General features: G+C 39.9%; 17 protein-coding genes and 1 tRNA gene. 8 read left to right on the plus strand and 10 right to left on the minus strand.

Annotation, left to right across the window (positions count from 1 at the left end; genetic code table 11):
• Positions 1 to 794 precede the first annotated feature (794 nt).
• Genes infB through rimP form a run of 3 tightly spaced genes read right to left on the minus strand, consistent with a single transcriptional unit; the run spans position 795 to position 5,457 of the window.
• Positions 795 to 3,719, minus strand: a complete 2,925-nt coding sequence (gene infB, locus IQ282_RS02445) for a translation initiation factor IF-2 (protein ID WP_194850315.1) — start codon at positions 3,717 to 3,719, stop codon at positions 795 to 797.
• 28 nt (positions 3,720 to 3,747) lie between these two features.
• Positions 3,748 to 4,980 (minus strand): transcription termination factor NusA, encoded by a 1,233-nt coding sequence (gene nusA / locus IQ282_RS02450; protein ID WP_194850316.1) that lies wholly within the window; start codon positions 4,978 to 4,980, stop codon positions 3,748 to 3,750.
• 9 nt (positions 4,981 to 4,989) lie between these two features.
• Positions 4,990 to 5,457, minus strand: a complete 468-nt coding sequence (rimP, locus tag IQ282_RS02455) for a ribosome assembly cofactor RimP (RefSeq protein WP_194850317.1) — start codon at positions 5,455 to 5,457, stop codon at positions 4,990 to 4,992.
• 310 nt (positions 5,458 to 5,767) lie between these two features.
• Here rimP and IQ282_RS02460 point away from each other — a divergent pair, with 310 nt between their 5' ends.
• Positions 5,768 to 6,607 carry a glycerophosphodiester phosphodiesterase family protein gene (locus tag IQ282_RS02460; RefSeq protein WP_194850318.1) on the plus strand — a complete coding sequence of 280 codons (840 nt, stop codon included), beginning with the start codon at positions 5,768 to 5,770 and terminating at the stop codon, positions 6,605 to 6,607.
• A gap of 289 nt (positions 6,608 to 6,896) precedes the next feature.
• On the plus strand, positions 6,897 to 7,286 hold the full coding sequence (locus IQ282_RS02465) for a group III truncated hemoglobin (protein ID WP_194850319.1): 390 nt from the start codon (positions 6,897 to 6,899) through the stop codon (positions 7,284 to 7,286).
• A 215-nt stretch (positions 7,287 to 7,501) separates the two neighbouring features.
• Here the strand turns inward: IQ282_RS02465 and IQ282_RS02470 are convergent, their stop codons facing one another.
• Together IQ282_RS02470 and IQ282_RS02475 are read right to left on the minus strand one after the other, a co-directional pair.
• The gene (locus tag IQ282_RS02470; protein ID WP_194850320.1) at positions 7,502 to 7,888 is read right to left on the minus strand and encodes a hypothetical protein; all 387 of its coding nucleotides are present in this window, start codon (positions 7,886 to 7,888) and stop codon (positions 7,502 to 7,504) included.
• A gap of 343 nt (positions 7,889 to 8,231) precedes the next feature.
• Positions 8,232 to 8,302, minus strand: a tRNA-Gln gene (locus IQ282_RS02475).
• Between the two features lie 144 nt (positions 8,303 to 8,446).
• Here IQ282_RS02475 and IQ282_RS02480 point away from each other — a divergent pair.
• Together IQ282_RS02480 and IQ282_RS02485 are read left to right on the plus strand one after the other, a co-directional pair.
• Positions 8,447 to 11,803, plus strand: a complete 3,357-nt coding sequence (locus IQ282_RS02480) for a glycosyltransferase family 117 protein (RefSeq protein WP_194850321.1) — start codon at positions 8,447 to 8,449, stop codon at positions 11,801 to 11,803.
• Entirely contained in the window at positions 11,800 to 12,417 is a 618-nt protein-coding gene (locus IQ282_RS02485) for a polysaccharide deacetylase family protein (protein WP_194850322.1), read from the plus strand. Before IQ282_RS02480 ends, IQ282_RS02485 begins: the two co-directional genes overlap by 4 nt.
• Here the strand turns inward: IQ282_RS02485 and IQ282_RS02490 are convergent.
• Both IQ282_RS02490 and IQ282_RS02495 read right to left on the minus strand, forming a co-directional pair.
• Entirely contained in the window at positions 12,414 to 12,713 is a 300-nt protein-coding gene (locus tag IQ282_RS02490) for a thioredoxin family protein (RefSeq protein ID WP_194850323.1), read from the minus strand. The two genes, IQ282_RS02485 and IQ282_RS02490, sit on opposite strands and share 4 nt — an antisense overlap.
• A gap of 121 nt (positions 12,714 to 12,834) precedes the next feature.
• On the minus strand, positions 12,835 to 14,052 hold the full coding sequence (locus IQ282_RS02495) for a metallophosphoesterase (protein WP_194850324.1): 1,218 nt from the start codon (positions 14,050 to 14,052) through the stop codon (positions 12,835 to 12,837).
• Between the two features lie 98 nt (positions 14,053 to 14,150).
• Here IQ282_RS02495 and IQ282_RS02500 point away from each other — a divergent pair, with 98 nt between their 5' ends.
• The 3 genes from IQ282_RS02500 (at position 14,151) to polA (ending at position 19,951) form a co-directional block, all read left to right on the plus strand.
• Positions 14,151 to 15,059, plus strand: a complete 909-nt coding sequence (locus IQ282_RS02500) for an alpha/beta hydrolase (RefSeq protein ID WP_317174168.1) — start codon at positions 14,151 to 14,153, stop codon at positions 15,057 to 15,059.
• Positions 15,060 to 15,525: 466 nt separating this feature from the next.
• The gene (locus tag IQ282_RS02505; RefSeq protein ID WP_194850335.1) at positions 15,526 to 16,797 is read left to right on the plus strand and encodes an MFS transporter; all 1,272 of its coding nucleotides are present in this window, start codon (positions 15,526 to 15,528) and stop codon (positions 16,795 to 16,797) included.
• Positions 16,798 to 17,116: 319 nt separating this feature from the next.
• A complete protein-coding gene (gene polA / locus IQ282_RS02510) occupies positions 17,117 to 19,951 on the plus strand; it encodes a DNA polymerase I (protein ID WP_194850326.1) in 2,835 nt (944 codons plus the stop codon).
• A 98-nt stretch (positions 19,952 to 20,049) separates the two neighbouring features.
• On the opposite strand, the gene IQ282_RS02515 is transcribed toward polA, so the two are convergent.
• The 3 genes from IQ282_RS02515 to IQ282_RS02525 all read right to left on the minus strand — a co-directional run bounded on the left by IQ282_RS02515 (position 20,050) and on the right by IQ282_RS02525 (position 24,339).
• Entirely contained in the window at positions 20,050 to 20,829 is a 780-nt protein-coding gene (locus tag IQ282_RS02515) for a hypothetical protein (RefSeq protein ID WP_194850327.1), read from the minus strand.
• 281 nt (positions 20,830 to 21,110) lie between these two features.
• Positions 21,111 to 23,231, minus strand: coding sequence for a T9SS type B sorting domain-containing protein (locus tag IQ282_RS02520; RefSeq protein WP_194850328.1), 2,121 nt, complete (start codon positions 23,229 to 23,231; stop codon positions 21,111 to 21,113).
• On the minus strand, positions 23,224 to 24,339 hold the full coding sequence (locus tag IQ282_RS02525; RefSeq protein WP_228547189.1) for an aminotransferase class V-fold PLP-dependent enzyme: 1,116 nt from the start codon (positions 24,337 to 24,339) through the stop codon (positions 23,224 to 23,226). Before IQ282_RS02525 ends, IQ282_RS02520 begins: the two co-directional genes overlap by 8 nt.
• A 12-nt stretch (positions 24,340 to 24,351) precedes the next feature.
• Here IQ282_RS02525 and IQ282_RS02530 point away from each other — a divergent pair, with 12 nt between their 5' ends.
• Positions 24,352 to 25,266 (plus strand): dihydrofolate reductase, encoded by a 915-nt coding sequence (locus IQ282_RS02530; RefSeq protein ID WP_194850329.1) that lies wholly within the window; start codon positions 24,352 to 24,354, stop codon positions 25,264 to 25,266.
• The last annotated feature ends 119 nt before the right edge of the window (positions 25,267 to 25,385 follow it).

Raw genomic sequence — 25,385 nt, forward strand, 5'->3', positions numbered from 1 at the left:
AAATTCCTAGTTCCTAAACAAAGCATCGCTTAATACCTTTTGAATTGGTATTAAGCGATGCTTTGTTTATCCCAATTTTGTCAATCGCATGGGATTGAAAACACATTTTATCTAATCTCGTTTACACTGTATGAATTGAGCAGTTCAATATTTTCAAACTGGTTTACGTATTACGGTAAACTTAGGATTTGCGAATTTTAAGCACTACGAGGTTCTAACTTCATAGGTCAGTGTTAAGAGTCCCAACAGCAATCTGTTCTTCCCTAGGTCATAAATTAGTAATCCTTATAATTAAACATGGTTAGAGGTTCAAGAGGTTCTGCGTATAAAGGCCGAATTAATGACTTTAAATAGCTGTGGAAATGAATATTTTCAGACTTGTGATTAATTTCAATATCCTCAAGTAGTCACTTAACAATTCAAATTTCAGGATAACCACAATTGCTACTCCTAATCACCTCCACATTCTAAATTTCTTGACCAATATTAAATGTTGCATTGGCAATTTGTTCTTCCCCATCATTTCATTATCGATTTGATTAAATTTTAAAGCAAGGGTAAAACATGAAGATCCTCCATTTAGCATATAAATCTTTAAGTGAAGTGAATTGCGTAGAGAAAACTATCTATCCATAATACAATAGCTAAAACATCTAGTTAAATGATATGAGCAAATCATACCATTCCATTTATGGTTTTCAACTAAAAACATCTACTTCCCTCGATCAATTCAAGCCAATAAAAAAGCCGTTCCAAAACTGAAACGGCTTTCTGTCTTTATTAAGCTCAGTATATTATTTGAGTTTCTTTCTTACTTCTACTTCACGGAAACTTTCAATGATATCATTCTCTTGAACATCGTTGTAGTTCTTAATCTGGATACCGCATTCATAACCTTTGGCAACATCTTTAACGTCATCCTTGAATCGTTTAAGAGTAGACAGTTCACCTGTGTAAACTACAACTCCATCTCGTATCAATCTCACGCCGCTGTTGCGGTAGATCTTACCATCCTGAACCATACAACCTGCAATAGTTCCCACTTTAGAAATCTTGAATGTTTCTCGAACTTCAGCAGACCCTGTGATCTCTTCTTTAAGTTCTGGAGAAAGCATTCCTTCCATCGCATCTTTAAGGTCATTGATTGCATCATAAATGATTGAATACATTCTGATATCAACTTCTTCCTGCTCTGCCACAGATCTTGCATTCCCTTGCGGACGAACGTTAAATCCTATGATAATTGCGTCTGAAGCACTCGCCAGCAATACGTCACTTTCTGTGATCGCACCTACTGCCTTATGTATGATATTCACTTGAATTTCTTCTGTAGACAACTTCTGGAATGAATCTGTCAATGCTTCAACAGAACCATCCACGTCACCTTTAAGAATCAAGTTCAATTCTTTAAAGTCTCCTAGAGCAATACGTCTACCGATCTCATCAAGAGATAAAGTTTTCTGAGTTCTTACAGATTGCTCACGTTGCAATTGAGTACGTCTAGAAGCAATAGATTTAGCTTCTCTTTCATCCTCAAATACATGGAATTTATCACCTGCTTGTGGAGCACCATCTAAACCTAGTATAGAAATTGGGGTTGACGGTCCTGCCGTTTTAACCTCATGACCACGTTCATCTTGCATCGCTTTCACTTTACCGTGAGTACGACCTGCGAGTACATAGTCTCCTACTTTTAATGTTCCTGCCTGTACTAATATAGTGGAAACGTATCCACGACCTTTGTCTAGGAATGCCTCTACAACAGTACCGGTAGCTTGTTTATTAGGATTCGCTTTAAGATCTAATAATTCTGCTTCTAACAATACTTTTTCTAGAAGCTCTGCAACTCCCAGTCCAGTTTTAGCAGATATATCATGGGACTGAATTTTTCCACCCCAATCTTCCACCAACAAGTTCATATTAGCTAACGATTCTTTAATTTTTTCTGGGTTTGCCGCATCGCGGTCAACCTTATTGATAGCAAATATGATTGGCACATTTGCTGCTTGTGCGTGACTAATAGCCTCTTTAGTTTGAGGCATCACATCATCATCTGCTGCTATTACGATAATAGCAATGTCAGTTACTTGAGCACCACGTGCACGCATCGCGGTAAAGGCCTCGTGTCCTGGTGTATCAAGGAAGGACATTTTCTGACCACCTTTCAACTCCACACCATAAGCACCTATGTGTTGGGTAATTCCACCACTTTCACCAGCAATAACATTCTCTTCACGTATATAATCCAGTAAAGAAGTTTTACCGTGATCTACGTGACCCATAACGGTAACAATAGGAGCACGAGTGATCAATTGATCTTCAGTATCTACAGTCTCTGCAATACTTTCTTCAATATCTGCATTAACAAAGTCCATCTCAAAGCCAAATTCCTCAGCAACGATACTCATCGTTTCAGCATCAAGACGCTGATTCATGGTTACCATCATACCTAATGACATACAGGCTCCAATCACCTGGTTGACTGGAACGTCCATCATGGTGGAAAGGTCGCTAACAGTTACAAACTCTGTAACCTGGATTTTCTTGTCTTCTGCTTGTTCTTGTTCTTGAGCCTCTACCTTTTCACGGTGGGTATCTCTTTTATCGCGACGGTATCTTGCCGCTTTAGATTTGGAGGATTTACTTTGAAGTTTTTCAAGAGTTTCTCTAACCTGTTTTTGGATTTCTTCTTCTGTAGGCTCTGCCTTAACAAGAGTTTTTCTTGCAGCACCTGGAGCGCCTCGTCTTGCACCAGGACCGCTTTTTGCACCAGCACCACCAGCTCCTGGCTTAGAAATACGTTTACGCTTGCGCTTGTTATCTTCTTTTTTCTTAGGCTTGGCAAATTTCGACAAATCGATCTTTTGCCCTGTCACTTTAAGCCCACCTAGTTTCTTATACTCGGTTTTAATCACCTCTGACTCGGCCGTTTGACCTTCTGCTTGTTCTACAGTAGCGTCTTTAGGTACTTCAGCTGTTACCGGAGTTTCATCAGCCTTAGCGACTTCTGGTTCTGGTTTAGCCTCTTCAACCAGTTTAACGGTTTCTTTTTTCTCTTCTGGCTTAGCAGCTTCTGTTTTCGCCACTGGAGTAGCAGGTTTAGGAGCTTCTGCCTTAGGAGAATCAGCTTTAGGGGTTTCCTTCTTAGGAGCCTCCGCTTTAGCAGTTTCTGGTTTTGACTTTGCCTTTGGCCTTGGCTTGTTTTTATCAAGATCGATTTTCCCCTTGATTGTCGCTCCTGAAGCTTTAGGTCTGTTAGAAATAACGGAAGGATCTGCTACCGCCTCTTTAACAGCCTCAGCTTTTTTCTCTTCTGGCGCTTTGTTCACTGGAACATCTGCAGTAGATTTCTCTGGAGGAGTTTTCTTACTCGCATCCAGATCTATGGTGCCTACAGTTTTAGGACCCGTCACTTCAGCTTTAGCTCTAACGACCTCTTGCTGCTTACGTTGTCTTTCTTCCTGTTCTTGCTCCCGTTGTAAGCGCAATTCCTCCTGCTCTTTACGACGCTCTGCTCCAACTTCCTTAGAAGCTACCTTTTTGCTTTTGTCTGTTTGAAACTCATCTGCTAGTGCTTGATAGACGGATTCGTCAATTTTTGTGGTAGGGCGAGCCTCTATCTCAATACCTTGGGCAGAGAGATGTTCCACAGCACGGTCTAGAGAAATATTAAATTCTCTAAGCACTTTATTGAGTCTCATGTTTTTTACTTCGGCCATAAAATACCTATGGGTTGTCTTTTAATTCTTAATCTTCAAATTCTGACTTCAGGATATTCATCAACTCGACGATTGTTTCCTCTTCCAGATCTGTTCTTTTTACTAAATCCTCTACATCCTGCTCTAATACGCTCTTTGCCGTATCCAGACCAGCTTTACTCAATTCTTCTATAATCCATCCTTCGATTTCATCAGAGAATTCTGTCAATTCTACATCTTCCTCTACTCCTTCACGGATCACATCTATTTCATAACCAGTCAACTTCCCAGCTAGTCTAATATTATGACCGCGACGACCTATGGCTTTAGAAACTTCCTCAGGATTCAGTCGTACTTCTGCTCTTTTCTTTTCTTCATCAATTGTAATAGATACAATTTTTGCAGGACTTAAAGCACGTCCTATGTATAACTGTGTGTTTGCAGTCCAGTTAATAACATCAATATTTTCGTTTCCTAACTCACGAACTATACCATGAATACGACTTCCTTTAACACCTACACAAGCGCCTACTGGATCGATTCTATCATCATAACTATCCACCGCAACTTTAGCTTTCTCACCTGGTTCACGAACGACAGCCTTAACGGTAATTAAACCATCAAAAACTTCAGGGATTTCTTGTTCAAACAATTTCTCTAAGAACTTAGGAGATGTTCTAGAAAGTATAATATTAGGCTTATTACCTCTAAGCTCTACACTTTCTATAATCCCACGAACATTCTCCCCTTTACGGAAAAAATCAGATGGAATCTGTCTGTCCTTAGGCATGATTATCTCATTACCGTCATCATCTAAAAGAATAATCGCACGATGTCTTATATGGTGCACTTCAGCACTGTACAACTCACCTTCTAACTCCTTAAAGTGTTTGAAGATATTAGTATTATCGTGCTCATGAATTTTTGATATCAAATTTTGACGTAATGCAAGAATCGCACGGCGCCCTAACTGAATTAACTTCACCTCTTCGGCAACATCTTCACCAACCTCATAATCAGGCTCGATTTTACGTGCTTCAGTAAGTGAAATTTCTGAGTTATCGTCTTCAACCTCATCATCAGCAACAACCACACGGTTGCGCCATATTTCTAAATCGCCCTTATCTGGATTGATAATGATGTCAAAATTGTCATCCTCACCATATTTCCTTTTAAGCGCACTTCTAAAAACATCTTCCAAGATCGCCATCAATGTGACGCGATCTATCATTTTATCATCTTTAAACTCAGAAAAAGACTCGATCAATGCGAGATTTTCCATATTCACTTTTTAATTAAATGTTATAACAACTTTTGCTTGTTTGATCTCTTCATAAGGAAGTGTCAATTCCTTTTCAACAGTCACTTTTCCTTTTCCCACTGGTTTCGGCTCTCTAGCTTTCCACGTGATGGTCACTTCATTTTCATCTGCCTTTTCAAGCACTCCAGTTTCTTTGGATTTTTCCCTGTCTGTTATTTCAAGGGTACGACCTATATTCTTGACAAACTGTCGATGATGCTTGAGCGGCTTGCCCACTCCAGCACTGGTAACTTCCAGAGAAAAATCTTCCTCCTCGCGATCAAGCTGGTGCTCGACGGCTCTTGATACAAAAATACAATCTGAAACCATGACATCCTTATCGCCGTCAACAATGACCTTAATCACGTTGCCGGCTGCAATATCCAGGTCTATCAGATATAGATCTGTTCTTTCTTCAAATGCTGCATCTAGCAGTTCACGAACTCTTTTTTCCAACATATTTTATAAAAAGAGGGGACTTTTTGTCCCCTCATATTGCTCAAATACAGTGCAAAGATAGTAATTTTTTAAGCTTCTGCAATGTATGGTTCCTCATTCATGATTTATAGTGAAAACAGTTTCAGAATATTATCTTAACCTTTGCATGGAATGTAGTTCTAAAAATGAAGTTACACCGCTTTCGCGAAAGCAAAATTATTACAAAACCTCTAACAATTTAATCTATAATTTAATGGTCCAAACAACTTTACTGGGCCTCTAGTTCTGAATTAAAAATTTATTAAAGTTTAGAAATGAGTGAAAAATAATAATGAAATATCCTGAATTTTTCTTGCAAGGCCATAGAGGAACCAGAGGTTTGATGCCTGAAAACACCATTCCAGGAATGCTAAAAGCAATCCAAGATGGAGCTAACGTATTAGAAATGGACCTACAGTTTACCGCAGATGGAGTGGTGATTGTTGCTCATGATCCTTTTGTCAATAGAACCTATAGCCTAGACAAGACAGGAGCAGATATTCCTAAAAGTCAAGCACGGAAACATATTTTTTACAGGATGAATTATAGCGACGTACGTTTATATGACGTAGGCTCCAAAGGAAATCTTAAATACTTACAACAACAAAAAGCCAATGCCTATATTCCAGAATTGGGTGAGCTTATTGCCGCAGTAGAGAAGTATGTATCAGATAATAAATTACAACCTGTCTTATATAATGTAGAAATTAAAGCGGGTCCAGAAGGAGATCTCAAACTCCACCCTGCGCCCATTCATTTAATTGCAAGAGTCGTGTCCATACTTAAATCGGCCAATATTGAAAACCGTTACTACATCCAGTCGTTTGATCCCAGACAAATTCAAGAAGTAAAAAAAACATGCCCTGAGATTCCAGTAGCATTTCTAACGGCTGATAATAATAAAAGTGTAGAACAACATTTAGAACCAATAGGTTTTGAACCAGAAATATTCAGTCCCTATTTTAAGATTGTCACACTAGAAATGGTAAAAGAATCTAAGGATCGCGGAATCAAAATTATACCATGGACGGTCAATCAGGTCAAAACCATGAAGTCGCTTATGAAAATGGGAGTTGATGGAATCATTACCGATTATCCAGGTGTTTTGTGTCAATTGCGGAATGAGTCTTAAGCTTATCTGTTTATCTGCAATCATAGTTTTAGCATTAGAGCAGCAATCATTTCATAGCTAATCAGCTCCTACTTCCTTTATTCTAGGGAGTGCTTTTTTGAACCTTTCCATAATGCCATAAATTCAAGCAAGTGGTTTTAATCTCTATTTTATTTAAGTTATAATTTCTAAAGGTTAATAGTTCGTATTCGGATACTTCTATCCGAATATAAGTTTGATATTTGTATCAGATTCGGTTTTGATAATCGGGTCGTGATTTCAGGAAACTAATTCTATAAATATTTCTAATATGAAAGCAGATATACTATTTAGAAAAGATATTAAGCTACTGGTAGAGACATTCTATGAAAGAGTAAGGCTAGATCCAACTTTAGGACCTGTATTTAACAGACACATAAAAGACTGGGAATCTCATCTAGAACTACTCACAGACTTCTGGGAAACTAGCTTATTTAGAACTTCGAGCTACAAGGGAAATCCAATAACTGCTCACAACGCAGTCGATAAAATAGAACAGTATACCATCGATGAGACTCATTTTGGTATTTGGCTGAACCATTGGGTTCAAACTCTAGATTATTTATTTGTAGGTGATAATGCTACCACTCTCAAGTTGAGAGCACGTAAAATGGGAACCAACTTAAATTTAAATTTGTTCAACCAGAAACCTAAAACATAAAAGTAGGTCAGACTTTGAAACAGTTATGATCGTTGAAAGGCTTTCTTTTAACTCATTTTACTCATCACTATTAGATCATTAAAAACACCCACTATTTATCATTTTATAGCGGGTGTTTTGAATAAACTGCAGAATGTGCTTATAGCGTATATGAGAAAACATCATAACCTTGCAGTTTGACAATGTTTTCAATATTTAATAACAGATCGCTTATACTAAAATAAGTGAAGGCAAATAACAGTCAGGCTCACGAGCACACTCACAATAAGTAAGTTTACTTGAAACTTTTCTTTTTGCTGAGAAAGAACTGATGCGTTGAATCCCATGCAAAAGATTGTCACTAGAAACAATTCTATCATTTGCACTGGCCGGGAAAACCCAGATGGATTCATCAGCAACACCATAGCGGCAACAGATGCTAAACAACTCTGCCCTAAAAGACTTATGGTAGCATAAGCCACGGAGCCCGAACGATATTCTTCCATGAAACTATTATAAAGATCTAAAACGTAATTTGTACGTGACGTTTCATTTCTTTCAGCTGCTCTACTCTGTGATTGATGAGCGTCTATAACCATGGAAGTTGTATGGTCGTTAGACATTGAAACTGGGTGTGTGAAGGTTTTTGTAAGTAATTCCATAATATTTTTTATTAATCAGATAATGCTATCTTTTTATCCTTTTATAAGAATAGTTCGGCTAAATTATCAATACAAAAATAAGCATAATTATTATTCGGACAAATATATCCTTTATTAATTTTATATTTATTTTGATTCGGAATATCTGTTTATAATATAGAGTTTATCAGTTTTCAACGGAGTCCTACTATGGACTACTTTAAATTTTGAACTTTCAAACTAGAAACCAACCTCCTTTGAACCTCCAACCAAACATGCTGAAAATAAAAAATCCCGACTCTAAAAAAGAGCCGGGATTCAACAGTTGTCCCACAAGGACTCGAACCTTGAACGACGGTACCAAAAACCGATGTGTTACCATTACACCATGGGACAATTGCGGGTGCAAATTTAGAACAATTCTGATTTTATGCAACTCTTTTTAAAAAATTTATTTCTGTAAAATGAAAATCGACTTGTAGCGTTGTATTTACCAGTGTCCTTATATAATTACTACTTTAGCAGCTGTTAAAAATACCTATGAAATTAAGTTATAACAATCTCAATAAAATCCTAGGATGGACGGTCTTCCTTATCGCTCTAACTATTTACTGGCTTACCGTAGAACCTACCGTAAGTTTCTGGGATGCTGGAGAATACATCACAACATCCGTTAAGCTTGAGGTGGGTCACCCACCAGGAGCACCACTCTATCAAATGATGATTGCAACAGCCGCCATATTTGCAACAGAGGCGACAAAAATTGCCTACATGGTCAATCTCATGTCTGCTTTCTCGAGCGCGCTTACCATTTTATTTATGTTTTGGTCGCTCACTCTGCTCTTAAAAAGACATATTTTAAAAGATAGACTGGATGAAACCATGATTTTAGGTGCAGCTTTCATAGGGTCGCTAGCGTTTACCGTTTCTGATAGTTTCTGGTTCAATGCCGTTGAAGCAGAAGTTTACGCACCCGCTTCACTCATTATGAGCAGCATGTTTTATCTGGGATTGCTGTGGGAACGCGATATGATGCTCCCTCGCGGCAACCGCTGGCTCATTCTCATGTCGTTCATCATAGGACTCTCTTTTGGAGTTCACTTTTTAGGAATTCTTACTATTCCCGCTATTGGAATGCTATGGTATTTTAGACACTACAGAAAAATCACTCCGCTTAACTTTATTGTCGCATTGGTTTCTGTAACTGCCGTACTCCTCTTTGTTTTCAAACTATTGTTGCCTTACACACTTAGTATTTTTGGTTATTTAGAGGTGTTTTTTGTAAATGAAATAGGCTTGCCGTTCAATAGCGGTACCATCATCGCATTCTTACTTATTGTAGCCGTATTTATCGGATTAATTTCGCTTTCGCGAAAGCGGAACAAACCTCTTTTAAACACCGTGACATTATGTATCATGTTTGTATTGATAGGGTTTTCCAGTTGGACGATGTTGCCTATAAGAGCTAATGCGGGAACTCCCATAAATGAAAACAACCCTAACGATGCTAGGGCGCTACTCTCTTATTACAATAGGGAGCAATACCCAGCTCCAGCACTTTTCTACGGTGAATCTTTTACAGATATGTACTCTGGACTTGATCCAGATGAGCCCTACATAGATGAAAAACCAAAATATGAGCGCAATTATGAGACTGGTGAATATGTAATTGTGAATGAGTATAAAAATGCTGTACAGAATACAAATAATGCGCATAAAGGTGTTTTTCCTCGCATGACAGATGCCAGCCGTGCTGGGAACTATGTCGATTTTATGGGCGGTCTAGAGTATGAGATCAAACCAGGTTACAAGGGCAATCAGGAATTATTGAGTGTTCTAGATGATTATGAGCGGCAGTTTGAACGCGGCAGGATCACCTCAGATGAATATATTAAGGTTATATCATCACTAGGAGAAGCTATTGATATTAAAAAACCTTCATTTGCTCAAAACCTAAACTATCTCGCGAGCTTTCAAATAAGCTACATGTATATGCGTTATTTCATGTGGAATTTTGCAGGAAAACAAAACGATGTTCAAGGGACCTGGGATCGATTTGATGGTAACTGGATGAGCGGGATTACATTTATTGATTCTTGGCGTTTAGGATCTCAAGATGATTTGAGCCAGGACATGCTCCATAACAAAGGACGTAATTTTTATTTCTTCCTTCCCTTACTATTAGGCGTTTTAGGAGCTGTATTCCATGCTAAAAATGATCCGAAATCGTTTTTTGTAACGTTGATGCTATTTTTATTCACGGGATTAGCGGTCATTATTTACCTCAACCAGAGCATGTTCCAGGTGCGAGAACGTGATTATGCCTATGTAGGATCCTTTTTAGTATTTGCCATGTGGATAGGAATAGGTGTTTATGCTCTTTATGATGCGATACGAGAGAAGGTAAAGAGCCCGGTCATGAAGTATGTTACTCTAGGAATATGCTTTCTTGCCGTACCCTTCTTGATGGGGTTCCAGAATTGGGACGATCACGATAGGTCTGAAAAGTACACCGCACTTTCCAGCGCTAAAAAATACTTAGACAGTTGTTTACCTAATGCGCTCATATTTACCATAGGCGATAATGATACTTTCCCACTGTGGTACGCACAGGAAGTGGAAGGTTATCGTACTGACGTTCGCATAGTTTGTACTTCTCTGTTAAGTACAGACTGGTATATGGATGACATGAAAAAACAGGCGTATGAAAGTGCTCCAGTTCCCTCTACTTTAACTCATGACAAGTATGTATATGGGACCCGAGACGCTTTATGGTATGCCGAAAAAGAGCGTATTCAAACTAGATTGAGAGAGGCACAAGGAGATCCTAATTATGTATTTCCAGACACTATGAATCTGGATAAATGGATGGAATGGGTTGCTAGTGAAAGTAAGCTTACTCAAGAATTGATGCGCAATGATCATAGCGAGCACACCTTCCCAACTCGATCCATACGTATTCCTGTAAACAAGGAAGCCGTCCTTAAAAACGGAGTTGTTGCCGCAAAGGATGCTGATAAAATTGTGGATGATATAGTCATTACTATTAATTCAAATCTAGTTTACAAAAACCGCATGTTCATGCTAGACATCATTAATGCAAATAATTGGGAACGTCCTATTTATTTCTCTGGTGGTGCCTTCGGTGATGAGGATTATATCTGGATGAAAGACTATTTACAACTGGATGGAACGGCTTACAAACTCACTCCTATTTATACACCACCATCAAACGATCGTGATCCATTTGATATGGGACGTGTAGATCCAGATGTGGCCTACAAAATAATTAAAGGATGGGATTGGGGCAATAGTGGAAGTTCTGACATTTATCATGATGTAGAAACGAGACGCAACAGTGTAGGATATCGCAGTAATGTAACAAGAGCAGCAATGGCGCTGGCTGAAGATGGCCAAGACGCAAAAGCTGAAGAGCTCCTTGATCTGGGAATGGAAAAAATGCCGCTGGAATTCTATGGTCATTACTCCATGATTGAACCATTTGTTAGAGGCTATTACACGATAAACAAAACACAAAAGGCTGATAAACTTCTGGATGCAGTCATTTTAAAATATCAGGATGAACTCAACTATTATAAGGGGTTACCATTAGATGAACAAGCACAGGTAGGGCAGGAAGTAATTACAGCTATCGAACGTTATCGCGGTCTGATCATCACCGCTATAGAGTTTGAGGACGATAAAGCGATTGAAAAACATTTTGAGAAATTCAACAGCTACGTGAAATCATTTCCTAGGTTTTATAGTGAGGAAGAACAGCTTAAAAGGCCAGGTGATGAAAAGACCCAAGAACTGATAAATCTGCTAGAATCAGAAATTGACAATGCAGATGCACAACGTACGGTAGCTCCATTAGGCGATACTGTTCCAGAGTGAGGCTTTATCCCGATCACATTCCAGACTGGTTCAATAAATTCTTTGCTGGTTACTTTTGGCATGGCGATCGGGAAACTAAGTGCGTTTACCTCACCTTTGACGATGGACCATCTCCTGGAGTAACTCCATTTGTCTTGGAGCAATTAGCTATATATAATTTCAAAGCTACTTTCTTCTTAATAGGTGATTGCGTTCAAAGAAACCCTCAATTGACGAAAGTTCTAAAAGACGCGGGTCATGCTATCGGTAATCATACTTTCAATCATTTGAACAGCTGGAAACATTCTTCAAGTTCTTACGTTTCAAATGTTGATAAAGCTTCTAACCTGATAGAATCTAGATTATTCCGACCTCCTTATGGAAGAATCCGGAAAACCGCAGCTATTAAATTGCGTGAATTGGGTTATAAAATAGTGCTTTGGGATGTATTATCAGGAGATTTTGATCGCACTCGTAGTCCAGCAAGCTGCATGAAGTCATTAATTAGCAACACTAAGAATGGCAGTGTTGTCGTTTTTCATGATAGCGAAAAAGCATTTCCAATACTCAAAAAGGTTTTGCCTGAATATTTGAATTGGTTACGTCTTAAGGGATATAAGTGCGAGCGCCTTTAAGACGCATATTTTTTGAGCAAGGTTATCAGAGAATTTCCATCTAGAATACCACTCTGACGCCATTTCATCTCACCTTGTTTATAAATAATCAATGTAGGCAAACCCTTAATGCGTAAAGCTTCAGAAAGCTCTGGATTTTTATCTACGTTAATCTTAATGATGCGTACGCTATCGCCCAGTGCTGCTGCCACATCCCTAAGAACAGGATGCATACTCACGCTATCTTCATTCCACTCCGTAAAAAAATCGAATAGAACAGGAACGTTTGAGTTTATTAATTCACCAAATTTTGACATAGAAAAGCCTAGTTATTATTGTAAATGTAATAAAAAATGGTGTTTGTAATCTAAAGGTCTTCTTAACACGTTACTGTTGCTTAGAATCATCTGATTGTTGATTTATATGACTTCAATTTTCTCAACCTTTTTTCAGCTTAATTACCGTGATCTCAGGCCAGATTCCAGCACGACCAGAATATCCAAGAAAACCAAAACCACGGTTGACGTTTAAGAAACGTCCATGCTCTTTATAAATCCCAGCCCATTTTTTATAAACAAACCATGCTGGACTTAACTTGATCCATCCAGGAATTTCAATCCCCATTTGCATACCATGCGTATGACCACTTAAGGTTAAATGGAAATTAGTGGGGTTCTGTTTTACCTGTGCATCCCAGTGTGTTGGGTCGTGTGACATTAGGACTTTAAAATCATCAGGTTGTAATCCAGCGGATGCCTTTTCTAAATCTCCATATTTGGGAAAACGTCCACCACCCCAGTTTTGAACACCTACAAGTTTCAATGAATCAGTACCGCGTTGTATGGTTTCATGTTCATCCAGCAACAAACGCCATCCCATCGATTTTTGAATATCAAACAATTCCTGAAGGTTTGCTTGTTTTTCTGCTGGAGAATCCCAGGTCGCATAATCCCCATAATCATGGTTTCCTAGAATAGAGAACACTCCGTCTTTCGCCTTAAGCGAGCCAAACAATTCTTCCCAGCCCTCTAATTCACTGGAAACATTATTGACTAGGTCACCAGTAAATAATATTACATCTCCGTTTTGTTTATTTACTAGATCCAGTGCATAGGCAACTTCTTCCCTATCATCAAATGAACCGACGTGTATATCGCTTATTTGGGTAATCTTGTAATTCTCAAATGCCTCAGGAAGATCCTTAAAAGACAACTCATATTCCCGCACCTGATAATCATATTTACCTTTAAAAGCTCCGTAAAGAATAGCACCAAACGGCAGCGCCGCAAGGCCTAATCCTACAATAGAAATAAATTTACGTCTGCTGGGCAAAAAGCCATCGCTAGCGGTTGATCCTCCTACTTTATTCACAAGTCCTTCAAAAAATCGGTAAATATCTTCACCCAACATAAAGAGCACGAACACCACCTTTGCCATGAAAAAGGCAAGAAAAAAGGTGATGGCAAGATCCCGTGATCCAGAAATAACGGCTCTGTTTGGTTGTAAGTAAAATTGCAAGAGAACATTGAGAATGACTCCTATGGAAACTGTTAGGTAAACCCATTTCCACCAGTGCCCGCGGGATAAAGTTCTGATTAATTGAAAAGAGTAAAACTCAAATAATATAACGAAGCCTAAGGCGATGATCCATCTCATTTTGCAAAGCTAGTATCAACAAGCTTGCAATTGAAATTCCCACCTATTAAGGTTGTCATAAATCGTTTAGTATAATCGTGAAACACATTTAAATTGTGGTGCGTATCTTATCGCACTTGTCAAACAAACAAAAAATCATGAAATCCATTTTATATATTATTGTCTGCACCTTTATTACTGCAACCAGTTGTTCCAGCACAAATCAGGCTGTTAATGTGTCAGAAAGCCAAAACATTTTACCGCAGACCGTAGAAAAAAATATTGCCTATGGAGACAATCCCCAACAAATTTATGACTTATACCTTCCTAAGGGCCGCAATGAGACAACCACAAAAACGCTTGTAATAATACACGGTGGCAGCTGGATAGGCGGTAGCAAGGAAGGCATCAATTTCATGTTTGAGGGCTTACAAAAATACCTTCCAGAGTATGCGGTTGTAAATATGAATTATAGGCTTGCAAACGGTTCTGATATTAAAGCATTTCCAAATCAATTGGAAGACATTCAAAGCCTACTAAATCATCTTAAATCAAAGAAAAAAGATTTAGAAATTAATGGTGATGTTACTCTAGTAGGACTAAGCTCTGGAGCACACATAGCTGCTTTATATGCCATTAAAATTAATCAGGATTCTCAAGTAAAAGCTGTCGTAAATATTGTGGGACCTACAGATTTTACGGACCCTTATTATCGTGATAACTCAAACTTCCAGGTATTTCTTGACAAACTTATAGACAAGAATAACTATGAAAATGGAAGTGATGTTCCCATGGCGTTGAGTCCCGCCCAGCAGGTCAACACTTATACGCCACCCATGATTAATTTTTACGGGAACACGGATCAGCTGGTGGCTCTTAGTCAATTGGAACGTCTGGAGGATGGACTTAAAGCAAATAATATCCCTTACGAATCGACTATTTATGACGGTGGACATGCTAACTGGAATGCAGAGCAATACAAGGACCTTCTAACTAAAACTAAAGCCTTTCTAGAACAGCATTTTTAGAAAGAGTTCGCTTTCGCGAAAACAAAAAAATACAGGTTTAATGCAACCATTAAAATCTCAAGGATAAATTGATATTCTAATCCTTCAATCTCGTTGAGGTTTTTAAATAATTTTCTTTACACCCAAAATTAGATTTTTTAAATGTATGCAATCAGGCACGCTACCTGCTATGCGTCAAAAGTTAATGATGTATCTTAAAGTCATGGGCTTGCACTAGCAGCTATCGCAGATAGTTATCGTTATTCTTCTCATCTGTTTCATCTTTATTTGCTGTTTATACTTTTGGTCAGTGGTTGCTATCTATTCACCATTCCTATCCGCTTTTCATATAGATAAATCAGATAGTGAACTTAGTTTATCAGTATTAAAAATGAGATAGCGCCTTGAGTTGTTTTAATTTTGAGCCGTATTCCACATGCAACATTTGTAAGAAGTGGGAAACAAACCTCATGGATTTGAGAATTATATGAACCTAAAGAAAAACGATCCATACGCAGCCCTGCGTTTTCCAGAGTTTAACGTGTTCCTTTTAATGCGGTTTTTGCTGGTGTTCGGGTGGTCCATGCAGTTTATCGTGATTGAGTGGCAGGTATATTCTTTGACAAAAAACCCGTTGTCATTAGCCATTATTGGGTTGATGGAATTTGTTCCCGCTTTTGGGATGGCGTTGTTTGCCGGTCATATCGTGGATCAAAAAGAAAAACGGAATCTTCTTGCCATCTGTATCGCCGCATTTTCATTGATCAGTTTAGGTCTGTTTTTATTGACCTGGCCAGAGGTAACCGGCGATTGGTCTACAAATACGGTATTGTATTCCATTTATGCCCTCGTGTTTTTCGGTGGTTTTTTGAGATCTTTTTTCGGGCCCATATTATTCTCACTGATCGCGTTGATCGTTCCCAAAAAAGTCTATCCTAATGCTGCTACCTGGAGCAGTTCTAGTTGGCAGATTGCATCGGTTGTTGGACTGGGCCTTTCAGGGTTTGCCATCAAATGGTTTGGGGTTCACTGGTCTTTGTGCATAGTTTTTGGGTTGGTGATGTTAGCCTTGATCACAGTTTTTCAAATTTCAAAAAAGCCCATACTCAACACTAAAATCAATGAACCCATCATAAAAAGCCTAAAAGAGGGATTGAGTTTTGTTTTCAATACAAAAGCCATTTTAGGAGCTTTGACACTGGATATGGTTTCGGTGCTTTTTGGTGGGGCCGTTATTTTACTCCCCATATTTGCTCAGGATATATTACACGTGGGCAGCGAGGGTTTCGGGATATTGAGAGCCGCGCCATCAGTGGGTGCGATATTGACAATGATTGCTACGGCTTATATTCCGCTTAGTAAGAATGCGGGTATGAAATTACTGGTGGCGATTTTTGGCTTTGGGATCTCTATCATCGTTTTTGGACTGTCTTCTGTATTTTGGATCTCTGTGGTGGCGCTGTTCTTCAGCGGTGTGACTGATGGTGTTTCCATGGTAATTCGTCAGACTATTCTCCAGCTTAAAACTCCTGATCACATGCGCGGTCGCGTGGCGTCTGTAAACTCCATGTTTGTAGGTTCTTCTAATGAGTTGGGCTCTTTTGAGAGCGGCGTCACTGCAAAGTTAATGGGAACGGTCACCGCGGTTGTCTTCGGTGGAACGATGACTTTGATTACGGTGATTACTACCGGTATTGTATCGCCTACCTTCAGAAAATTAGACTTGAGAAAGGATTTTGAGGCCAATGAGAAGGATTGACGGTTGACTACAAGATTATCAAGTACAATGTATTAAGTATAAAGACTGAAAATTGACCAACGACAAGCCCTTAGACAAATTTATTTTTAGGACCTCTGGTAATTTCGCTTTCGCGAAAGCGAACATACTCTCCCTTATTCTACATAAACCAAAATCAAGGACTTAAAGTAGATCCTATTATTTTCCGCGCTATACGCAGAATCTTCTCGACCGTTTACGAATCAACTTTCATTTTATTTTTCGCTCCAATTTCGCGCTGAATTTCAGGTTGGGTTTCATTTGAGAATTTTATCTTTATCATTCACAAAATCCTACGACTTTGACAAACGACGGAACCGACGATAAAAGATTGTTTTTACTGGATGCCTATGCCCTAATTTTTAGAGGGTATTACGCCTTAATCAAGAATCCGCGTATCAATTCTGCGGGAATGGATACCAGCGCGATTATGGGTTTTACCAACTCCCTTTTTGATGTAATCCGTCGGGAAAAACCAGAATATCTAGCGGTTGCTTTTGATAAGCAAGGAAGTGCAGAACGTGTGGAACTGTATCCAGAATATAAGGCAAATCGAGATGAAACGCCCGAGGCCATTAAGCTCGCGATTCCTTACATCCAGCGCATTTTGAAGGCCATGCATATTCCCATCGTTGTGGAGGCGGGCATTGAAGCAGATGACTTGATAGGGACGCTTTCAAAACAGGCAGAAAAGGAAGGTTTTACCGTTTATATGGTCACGCCAGACAAGGATTATGCGCAACTGGTTTCTGAAAATATTTTTATGTACAAACCTGCCCGCATGGGAAATGGCATAGAAATATGGGGTATTCCTGAGGTTCAAAAACGCTTTGAAGTCGAGCGTCCAGAACAGGTGATTGATTACCTGGGAATGATGGGCGATGCCAGTGATAATATTCCCGGGCTTCCAGGTGTGGGCGATAAAACCGCTAAGAAATTTATTAAGAAATACGGCTCCATGGAAGCCTTGCTGGAAGATGCCAAAAACATCAAAGGAAAGCTGGGCGAAAAAATTGTCGCAAATGCCGAATTAGGACTGCTTTCCAAGCAACTTGCTACTATAAAACTCGATTGTCCGGTACAATTCAGTGCCGAAAAGTACACGCTGGACGATCCAGATGTAGAAGCCGTTCACGTTATTTTTGACGAGTTGGAATTTCGCCGAGCAAAGGAAACCCTGGCCAAGATCTTTTCTAAGGATTTAGAACAGAGCACCAGTTCAGATTCCAGCTCAAATTCCGATTCATCTGCCGGTTCTGGCCAATTCTCTCTTTTTGATGCGACAGGATCCGGCAGTAAAGCCGAGGCTCAAACTACCGGCCGTCAAACGCTGGCGACCACAGATCATTTGTACCAACTTGTGGAAGAAGGAATGGGAACTAAATTGTTCCTGCAAACGCTTATGAAGCAAACCAGCGTTTGTTTTGATACGGAGACAACAGGTCTGGACCCGTTAGCGGCAGAGCTTGTGGGTATTGCGTTTTGTTGGGAGAAAGGCAAGGGATATTACCTGCCTATTCCAGGAGATCGCGAGCAGGCGCAAGCTCTTGTCGACGAGCTCAAACCATTTTTTGATTCCGTTGAGATTGAGAAGATCGGCCAGAATTTGAAGTATGACATCAAGGTTTTGGATAAATATGGCGTCAACGTGCGCGGCCCGTTATTTGACACGATGCTCGCCCATTATCTGATCAATCCAGACATGCGCCACAACATGGATATTCTGGCCGAAACTTACCTCAACTACACACCACAATCCATCGTAGAGCTCATAGGTAAGAAAGGCAAGAATCAGAAATCCATGCGCGATATTGAAGTCGAGAAGGTCAAGGAATACGCCGTAGAAGATGCTGATATCACCTACCAGCTCAAACACCATTTTGCACCAGAATTGAAGGCAGCAGATCTGGATAAACTGTTCCACGATATTGAAATCCCGTTGCTAAGAGTCCTCGCGACGATGGAGATTGAAGGCATCAATCTGGACGAGGATTATTTGAAATCGCTTTCGCAAAAGCTAACAGAAGACATTGCCCGCCTGCAGGAAAATATTTATAAGGAAGCCGGTGAAGAGTTCAATATAGGCTCGCCGAAGCAGTTGGGAGAAATTCTTTTTGGCAAATTGAAGCTCGTGGAAAAACCTAAAAAGACCAAAACTGGTCAATTTTCCACCGCCGAAGATGTGCTGAGTTACCTCGCCGCAGATCATCAAATTATTGCTGATGTGCTGGAATATCGCGGGCTTGCCAAGCTGCAAAGTACTTATGTAGATGCATTGCCTAATCAGGTGAATCCGGCCACACACCGCATTCATACAAATTATATGCAAACCGTCGCTGCGACCGGTCGTTTGAGTTCCACCGATCCCAACCTACAGAATATCCCGATACGCACAGAGCGCGGTCGTCAGGTGCGTAAGGCTTTTGTGCCACGCGATGAGAATTATGTATTGCTGGCGGCAGATTATTCGCAGATTGAACTGCGCATCATAGCAGCTTTAAGTGAGGAAGATAATATGATGGAAGCCTTTAAAAGTGGTGCCGACATTCACTCTTCCACCGCAGCAAAGGTTTTTGATGTTGCGCTTGAAGATGTCACCAGAGATCAAAGAAGCAATGCAAAAACAGTGAATTTCGGGATTATCTACGGCGTTTCTGCCTTCGGACTGAGCAATCAAACAGACCTGGACCGCACAGAATCTAAAGAGCTGATTGAAACTTATTACAAAACCTATCCAAAACTGCGCACTTACATGGATGATCTGGTCAATTTTGCCAGAGAAAATGGCTATGTAGAAACGGTGTTGGGAAGACGTCGTTACCTAAAAGACATCAATAGTTCCAATGCTGTCGTGCGAGGCGCAGCCGAGCGTAATGCCGTCAACGCACCCATCCAGGGAAGCGCTGCAGACATTATCAAAATTGCGATGATCAACATTTTCAAGAAGTTCGAAGAACTGAATTGCAAATCAAAAATGCTGCTACAAGTCCATGATGAACTCGTTTTTGACATCCATAAAGACGAACTGGAAGACATGAAAAAATTAATCCAAGAAGAAATGCAGAATGCCTATAAAATGATAGTCCCGCTGGATGTTGAGGTTGGGATTGGTCAAGACTGGTTGGAGGCGCATTGATCACGGCTGAGCCGTGATCAATCTCCGCGCAGGCGGAGATCTCATGCTGAAAGAACTTAGGATAGATTAAAAGCCTGACGTAAAAAAGATTACTATTATTAATATTTGTAAGCTTTATATAGCAGAACAATAGGATCAGTAAATTCTTCAATAGTCAAAGTAAAACCATCTGAATTAAATGAAAGTAAAGATCCAGAAGTTCTGCCTAGATTAACAGCTTCTTGATTTACAAATTGTGCTGCAAAACAATGATTAGTTGAAGAATAATTACCAACTCTGTTAATACTTCTACCACTACCCGCACCAGAAATTGCAATTTGTTCTATAAATGGATCAGTGGCAATTGCTTTAGCGTATCCGAATGTATAACCTACACTATTATTTTTGTCATTAGCTGCTGTACTTTGAATATACTTACCGTTTTCAGTTTCAGTGTTACTAATGGCAGTAAATTCAATAGACCTTGGTTGAAATAGAATTCCATCAATTATTTTTCTTTTCATAGGTGCAGCAAAGTCAGCTGCTTCAATAACTACCCTTCCTATATATACCTGCTGCTCATTATTTCCTGTCAATTCAATCCATCTAGTATTTTGCCAATAATAAAATCCAGCGGGAGCTAGAAAAACACCGGTGCCAGGGTCAATTCCCGTATTCCACACCAAAGTACCGTTAACGGGATCACCGCCAGTGTTTGGATTTGTTACGGTCGTCTTATCTGTTTCGGATGTTAGGTTAACCCGCGGCAATAAAACTCCCGCATCGCTAGAAGTAATATCCAGCATCGCTTCTGGAGTTGCATTACCAATACCCACTTGTGCAAAAGTGGTCGAGAGAATGGAACAACAAAATAATAGGAGGAGTAGTCTTAATTTCATAATAGAGGTCGATTAGATGTAAACGTACTACCAAATATACGCAGGAATAGAGCTCAAGGTTTTTAAAACTAAAAAAGCCAGAAACGCTATTTCTGGCCATCAGTCGGTTATTAGAGAGTTTCCTAATAAGAACTAGTCCAATCGACTATCATTATAAACGTTTCATTTTTTGAATCTGCGCTTATGATGGGTGAATCTAGATTTCCCAACCGTCATAGATTCTCTCTGATCATCTTTTATTCAAATAACGGTTGCGGTGGCGGCAAAAGCAAAAAATCTAATTACCGCTTCAAAGCAAAATACCCTTTAACCACCGTTTTACCGGGAACCTCGAGCGTGTACCAATATGTACTCGACGGCAAGGGCTCACCGGCAAAAGTACCATCCCACCCTACAGCCCCTGGAAGAATCTGTTTCAACAATTTCCCGTAGCGATCATAAATCAACAGCCGTGCTTCTGGAAAATCAGACAGTGCATCTAGTGTCCAGATATCATTAAACCCATCTGCATTAGGCGTAAAAAATGGTTGAAAATCTAATACTGAAAATTGGCCTCTATAGGTTCCGCAACCGTTCTTATCGCGTACTCTAAAATCATGAAAACCACCATCCAGTCCTGTAAAGTCAGGACTATCTTGAAAAAATCCTTCATCCACGGCAAATTCATAATCTCCAATACCGGAAACATTGATGGTCACGCTGTTATTTCCACTTTGGAAATCTATGACATCGATGCTTTCAATGGTGGCATTGTCTGATGGGTTGACGGTAATGGTAAGCGAACTTTCACAACCAAAACCGTTAGTTACCACAACCGTGTAATCACCAGGTGAGCTAATAAAAATGGAATTGAGCGTGGCACCACTTTCTTCAGTGCTCCATTCATAAAAGGCAAAACCAGGCTCCACAATTAACTCAAGAGGATTGATGGCATTCAAACAATAGATTTTATCTGCTTGTGGGGCTAGAATGGGTATGGAATTGACGACCAATTGGAAATCGGTATCTGCTGTACAGCCGGTGGTATTGTTCGTCACTCTGGCAAATAACCGCTGCGGATTAACGGTATTTGAAAAATTATTAATCGCATCACGTTGTGCATTACGGTCTACGCTGCCCGTATAGTAGTTGACCGTGTGATTTGCCGGATCAAGACCATTTAAAATAGCCGCATTTTGATCCTTTAGATCAGTAGTTACAAATCCATCAAAATCATCGTCGCATACAGGAAGATTTGCGGGCATCGCTATCACCGGTGGATTTGCAAGGACAAGCGGCACATTGATAACTACATCACACAATACGCCTGTTGGATCACTAACGAGGATGTAGGCTTTTCTCATGGTGCTGGTAACCGTAATATTAGAGGACACAGGGTTACTGTCCGTTTCGGCATCGCCTTGCGAGTTGTAGTAACTTATATCAAACATTCCATTGTTGGGAACGAGCCTATCGATCTCTGTGGCGAGGTCAAAATTTTCACTGGCATTTGAAGAACAAATATAGATAGGGTCCTCGTCCACATTTTTCCCATCAATCTGAATGCTAAAACTATTGAAGTCCGCACAATCTGAGATAGTACTTTTTACGCGATAAAATATTTCTTGAGAAGTCCTTGTATTTCTGAACGGAAAGGTGATAGGATTTAGACCTAGGTTTGCATCATTTAATGTGCGGTAGAAAGAGACTTCAGCATTCGGTTGACTATTAAGAATCTGCGATTCAAGAGAAGAAAAATCAAAATCCTTAATCCCATCACGGATTCCATCCACATTATCACATTCTGTAATGTCTTTAACATCATTTGCCTTCACCGCATTTGGGAATGTAGTTGTACCACCCACACTAAGAGAAAATCCTCCAGAACCTACAGCAAGGGCTACAATAATGTAATAAGTTTCTCCAGCTTTAACATCCAGTTCTCGTAAGAATCCATCTCCTAGATCATTAGGACCTTCATTGACGTCCGTTGAAGCAGCATTTAATCCCGTAGCACCAGGAACACCAGCAGCTATTGGGTTTGTGCTGGAACAACGTATAGCCGGTCCTAGATTACTACAATCTGCAGTGGGGCCAAAAACGGCAAAATCATAATCGGCTAACGGGACATCTGGTTCAATGACAAATTGAAAAGTTCCATCAGAGGCAACCTCCACTTTAAACCAGGCTTGATCTGCGTTAAAATTATAACATATAGGAACTTTATTACCTGGTTCTGCAAATTCATTTATACCCGCTCCATCGGGAGTTATTCCTATTTGAGTGTTCCCACAAATAAGCAATGCACCTGTACAATCGTTGGGATTCGTACCTACAACGAGACCTTGTCCAAAAACTTGTAAAGCTGACAGCAGTAGAAACAGCACGATTATAAAACAGGATGTTTTTTTCAAATTATCCATTGAGACAGTCTATTAAATTATGGAGATCTTTTTGATCATTAAAATAGGAAAAACTAATGCGTATTCCGCTCCCTCTTTGGGACGTTATAATATGGCTTTTTTTAAGCCGGTTGTATAACGCTTCATCGCCGGGAATATTAAAAATAGAGGAATGTTGCTTGCGGGCGAGCACCATTTCATCAATCAATCCCAACTGTGAAAGTTGGTTTTCTGTCATGATAGCCATCTCGTTTATTTGACTAGAGATGTTGTTTAAGCCATAATCATTGACAAACTCAATGGCCTTTTGCAAAGCAGAAAATGCTGCAAGATCCTGATGTCCAGGTTCAAAATGTCCCATAAAGGCACCGCGATCATTTTTGAAGCCCAACTTGCTGTTGTAACCGGTAAATTTCGGTTTAACGCGATCTGCCACTTCTTCCTTAAAAGCCATAAATGCATTGCCATCACCTGCATTGAGCCACTTGTAGCAACTTGCTGCGATGATGTCTATTCCGCTTTCGCGAAAGCGAAATTCTTCAACACCTATAAACTGCGTTGCGTCTGCAATGACTATTAATTGAGGAAACTGCACTTTGAGATCCTTTAAAAATTCAAGGTCCAGTTTAATACCACTTATATATTGCACCAGCGAAAGTGCCAGGAAATCTGGTTTGTGTTGCTCGCAGGCCTGCCAGATATTTTCTTCTAGCGTCGCGTTTAAAGCTGCGTATACACATTCAAAACCACGGGCTTCTACCGGCCAGTTAACCGACGGATAATCATCTTGAACCAACAGGAACTTACTTTTTTCATCGATGCCCTCCAGAAGTGCGTTAAAGCCTAAGGAAAAGTTGGGAATCAAGGCCGTCAATGACTCCGCTGCATCTATAAAAAGGGAAACCGTCTTGCGTATTTTATTAATTTTCTCACCGCGTTCGTCTGTAAACACACTGCCTTGCTGGGCTAGTTGTATCGTCAACTGATTTTTATGATCGACAAGTGTGGTGCTCAATAATCCATGAGATGCGGTATTGAGATAGGTATAGTTTTGAAGCGCCGGAAAGAGCTGCTTGAAATTATGCATAGGTTGGGATGAAGAAAGTCGCAGTTTAAGTAAATTTGACATAAATGTAACCCAATGTTCGGAAGTAATAAAAAAGTAGGGACGGCAATTGATCCCGACCAAAAAGAAATGATTGAGAATGCACGGTTGCGCATTAAACAAAAACGCGGTCTGTTCACTCATTTTGTATTATTCTTATTGGGTTCTGTAGCTCTGATCGTAGCAAGTCAGTTCTTAATTAAACAAGACGCAACTCAAGAAATTCCTCAGCTTTTAGGAATTGAATGGTGGGTATGGGTAATCATGATTTGGTTCTTGATTCTAGTGTATCATGCTTTCAACGTGTTTATTACAAAGCGCATTTTAGGCCCGGAATGGGAAAAACGTCAATACGAAAAACTCGTTCAAAAGCAGTTGGATAAAGTAAAACAACTACAGGTAAAGGTGGATAAGAATCATCCCTTACCGGAATCCAGAAAGGCTGACAAAATCCTCTCAGCTCCCAAAACTATTACCATGATTGCTGCCGCTGGAGAAAATAACGAACTGGGTAACGATGGCGGCATTGTATGGCACTTGCCAGATGATTTTAAACGATTCAAGGCGCTTACTTCTGGCCACCATATTATCATGGGGCGCAAAACTTTTGAGAGCCTTGACGGCCCGCTTCCCAACCGCACACACATAGTGATTACCAGAGATAAAAACTATAAAAGTGCCGATGCGATTATCGTACACGATATGGAAACAGCTCTTGCTGCGGTAGGTGCTGAAAAGAAACCTTTTATCATAGGGGGTGGGGAAATCTACAAGCTAGGAATGTCCTATGCAAATAAAATAGAACTAACCAGAGTCCACGGTACTTTCAAAGCCGATGCCTATTTTCCTGCTATTGATCAATCCCAATGGAAATTAGTCAGTAGTGAATCTCATGGGATTGACGAGAAGCATAAATATGCGTTTGATTATGAAACGTGGGAACGGGTTTAGTCGCAGTTTGCAGTCGCAGTTTGCAGTCGCAGTTTGCAGTCGCAGTTTGCAGTCGCAGTTTGCAGTCGCAGTTTGCAGTCGCAGTTTGCAGTCGCAGTTTGCAGTCGCAGTTTGCAGTC

This window comes from Nonlabens antarcticus, assembly GCF_015356755.1.
In the GTDB taxonomy this organism is placed as follows: Bacteria; Bacteroidota; Bacteroidia; order Flavobacteriales; family Flavobacteriaceae; genus Nonlabens; species Nonlabens antarcticus.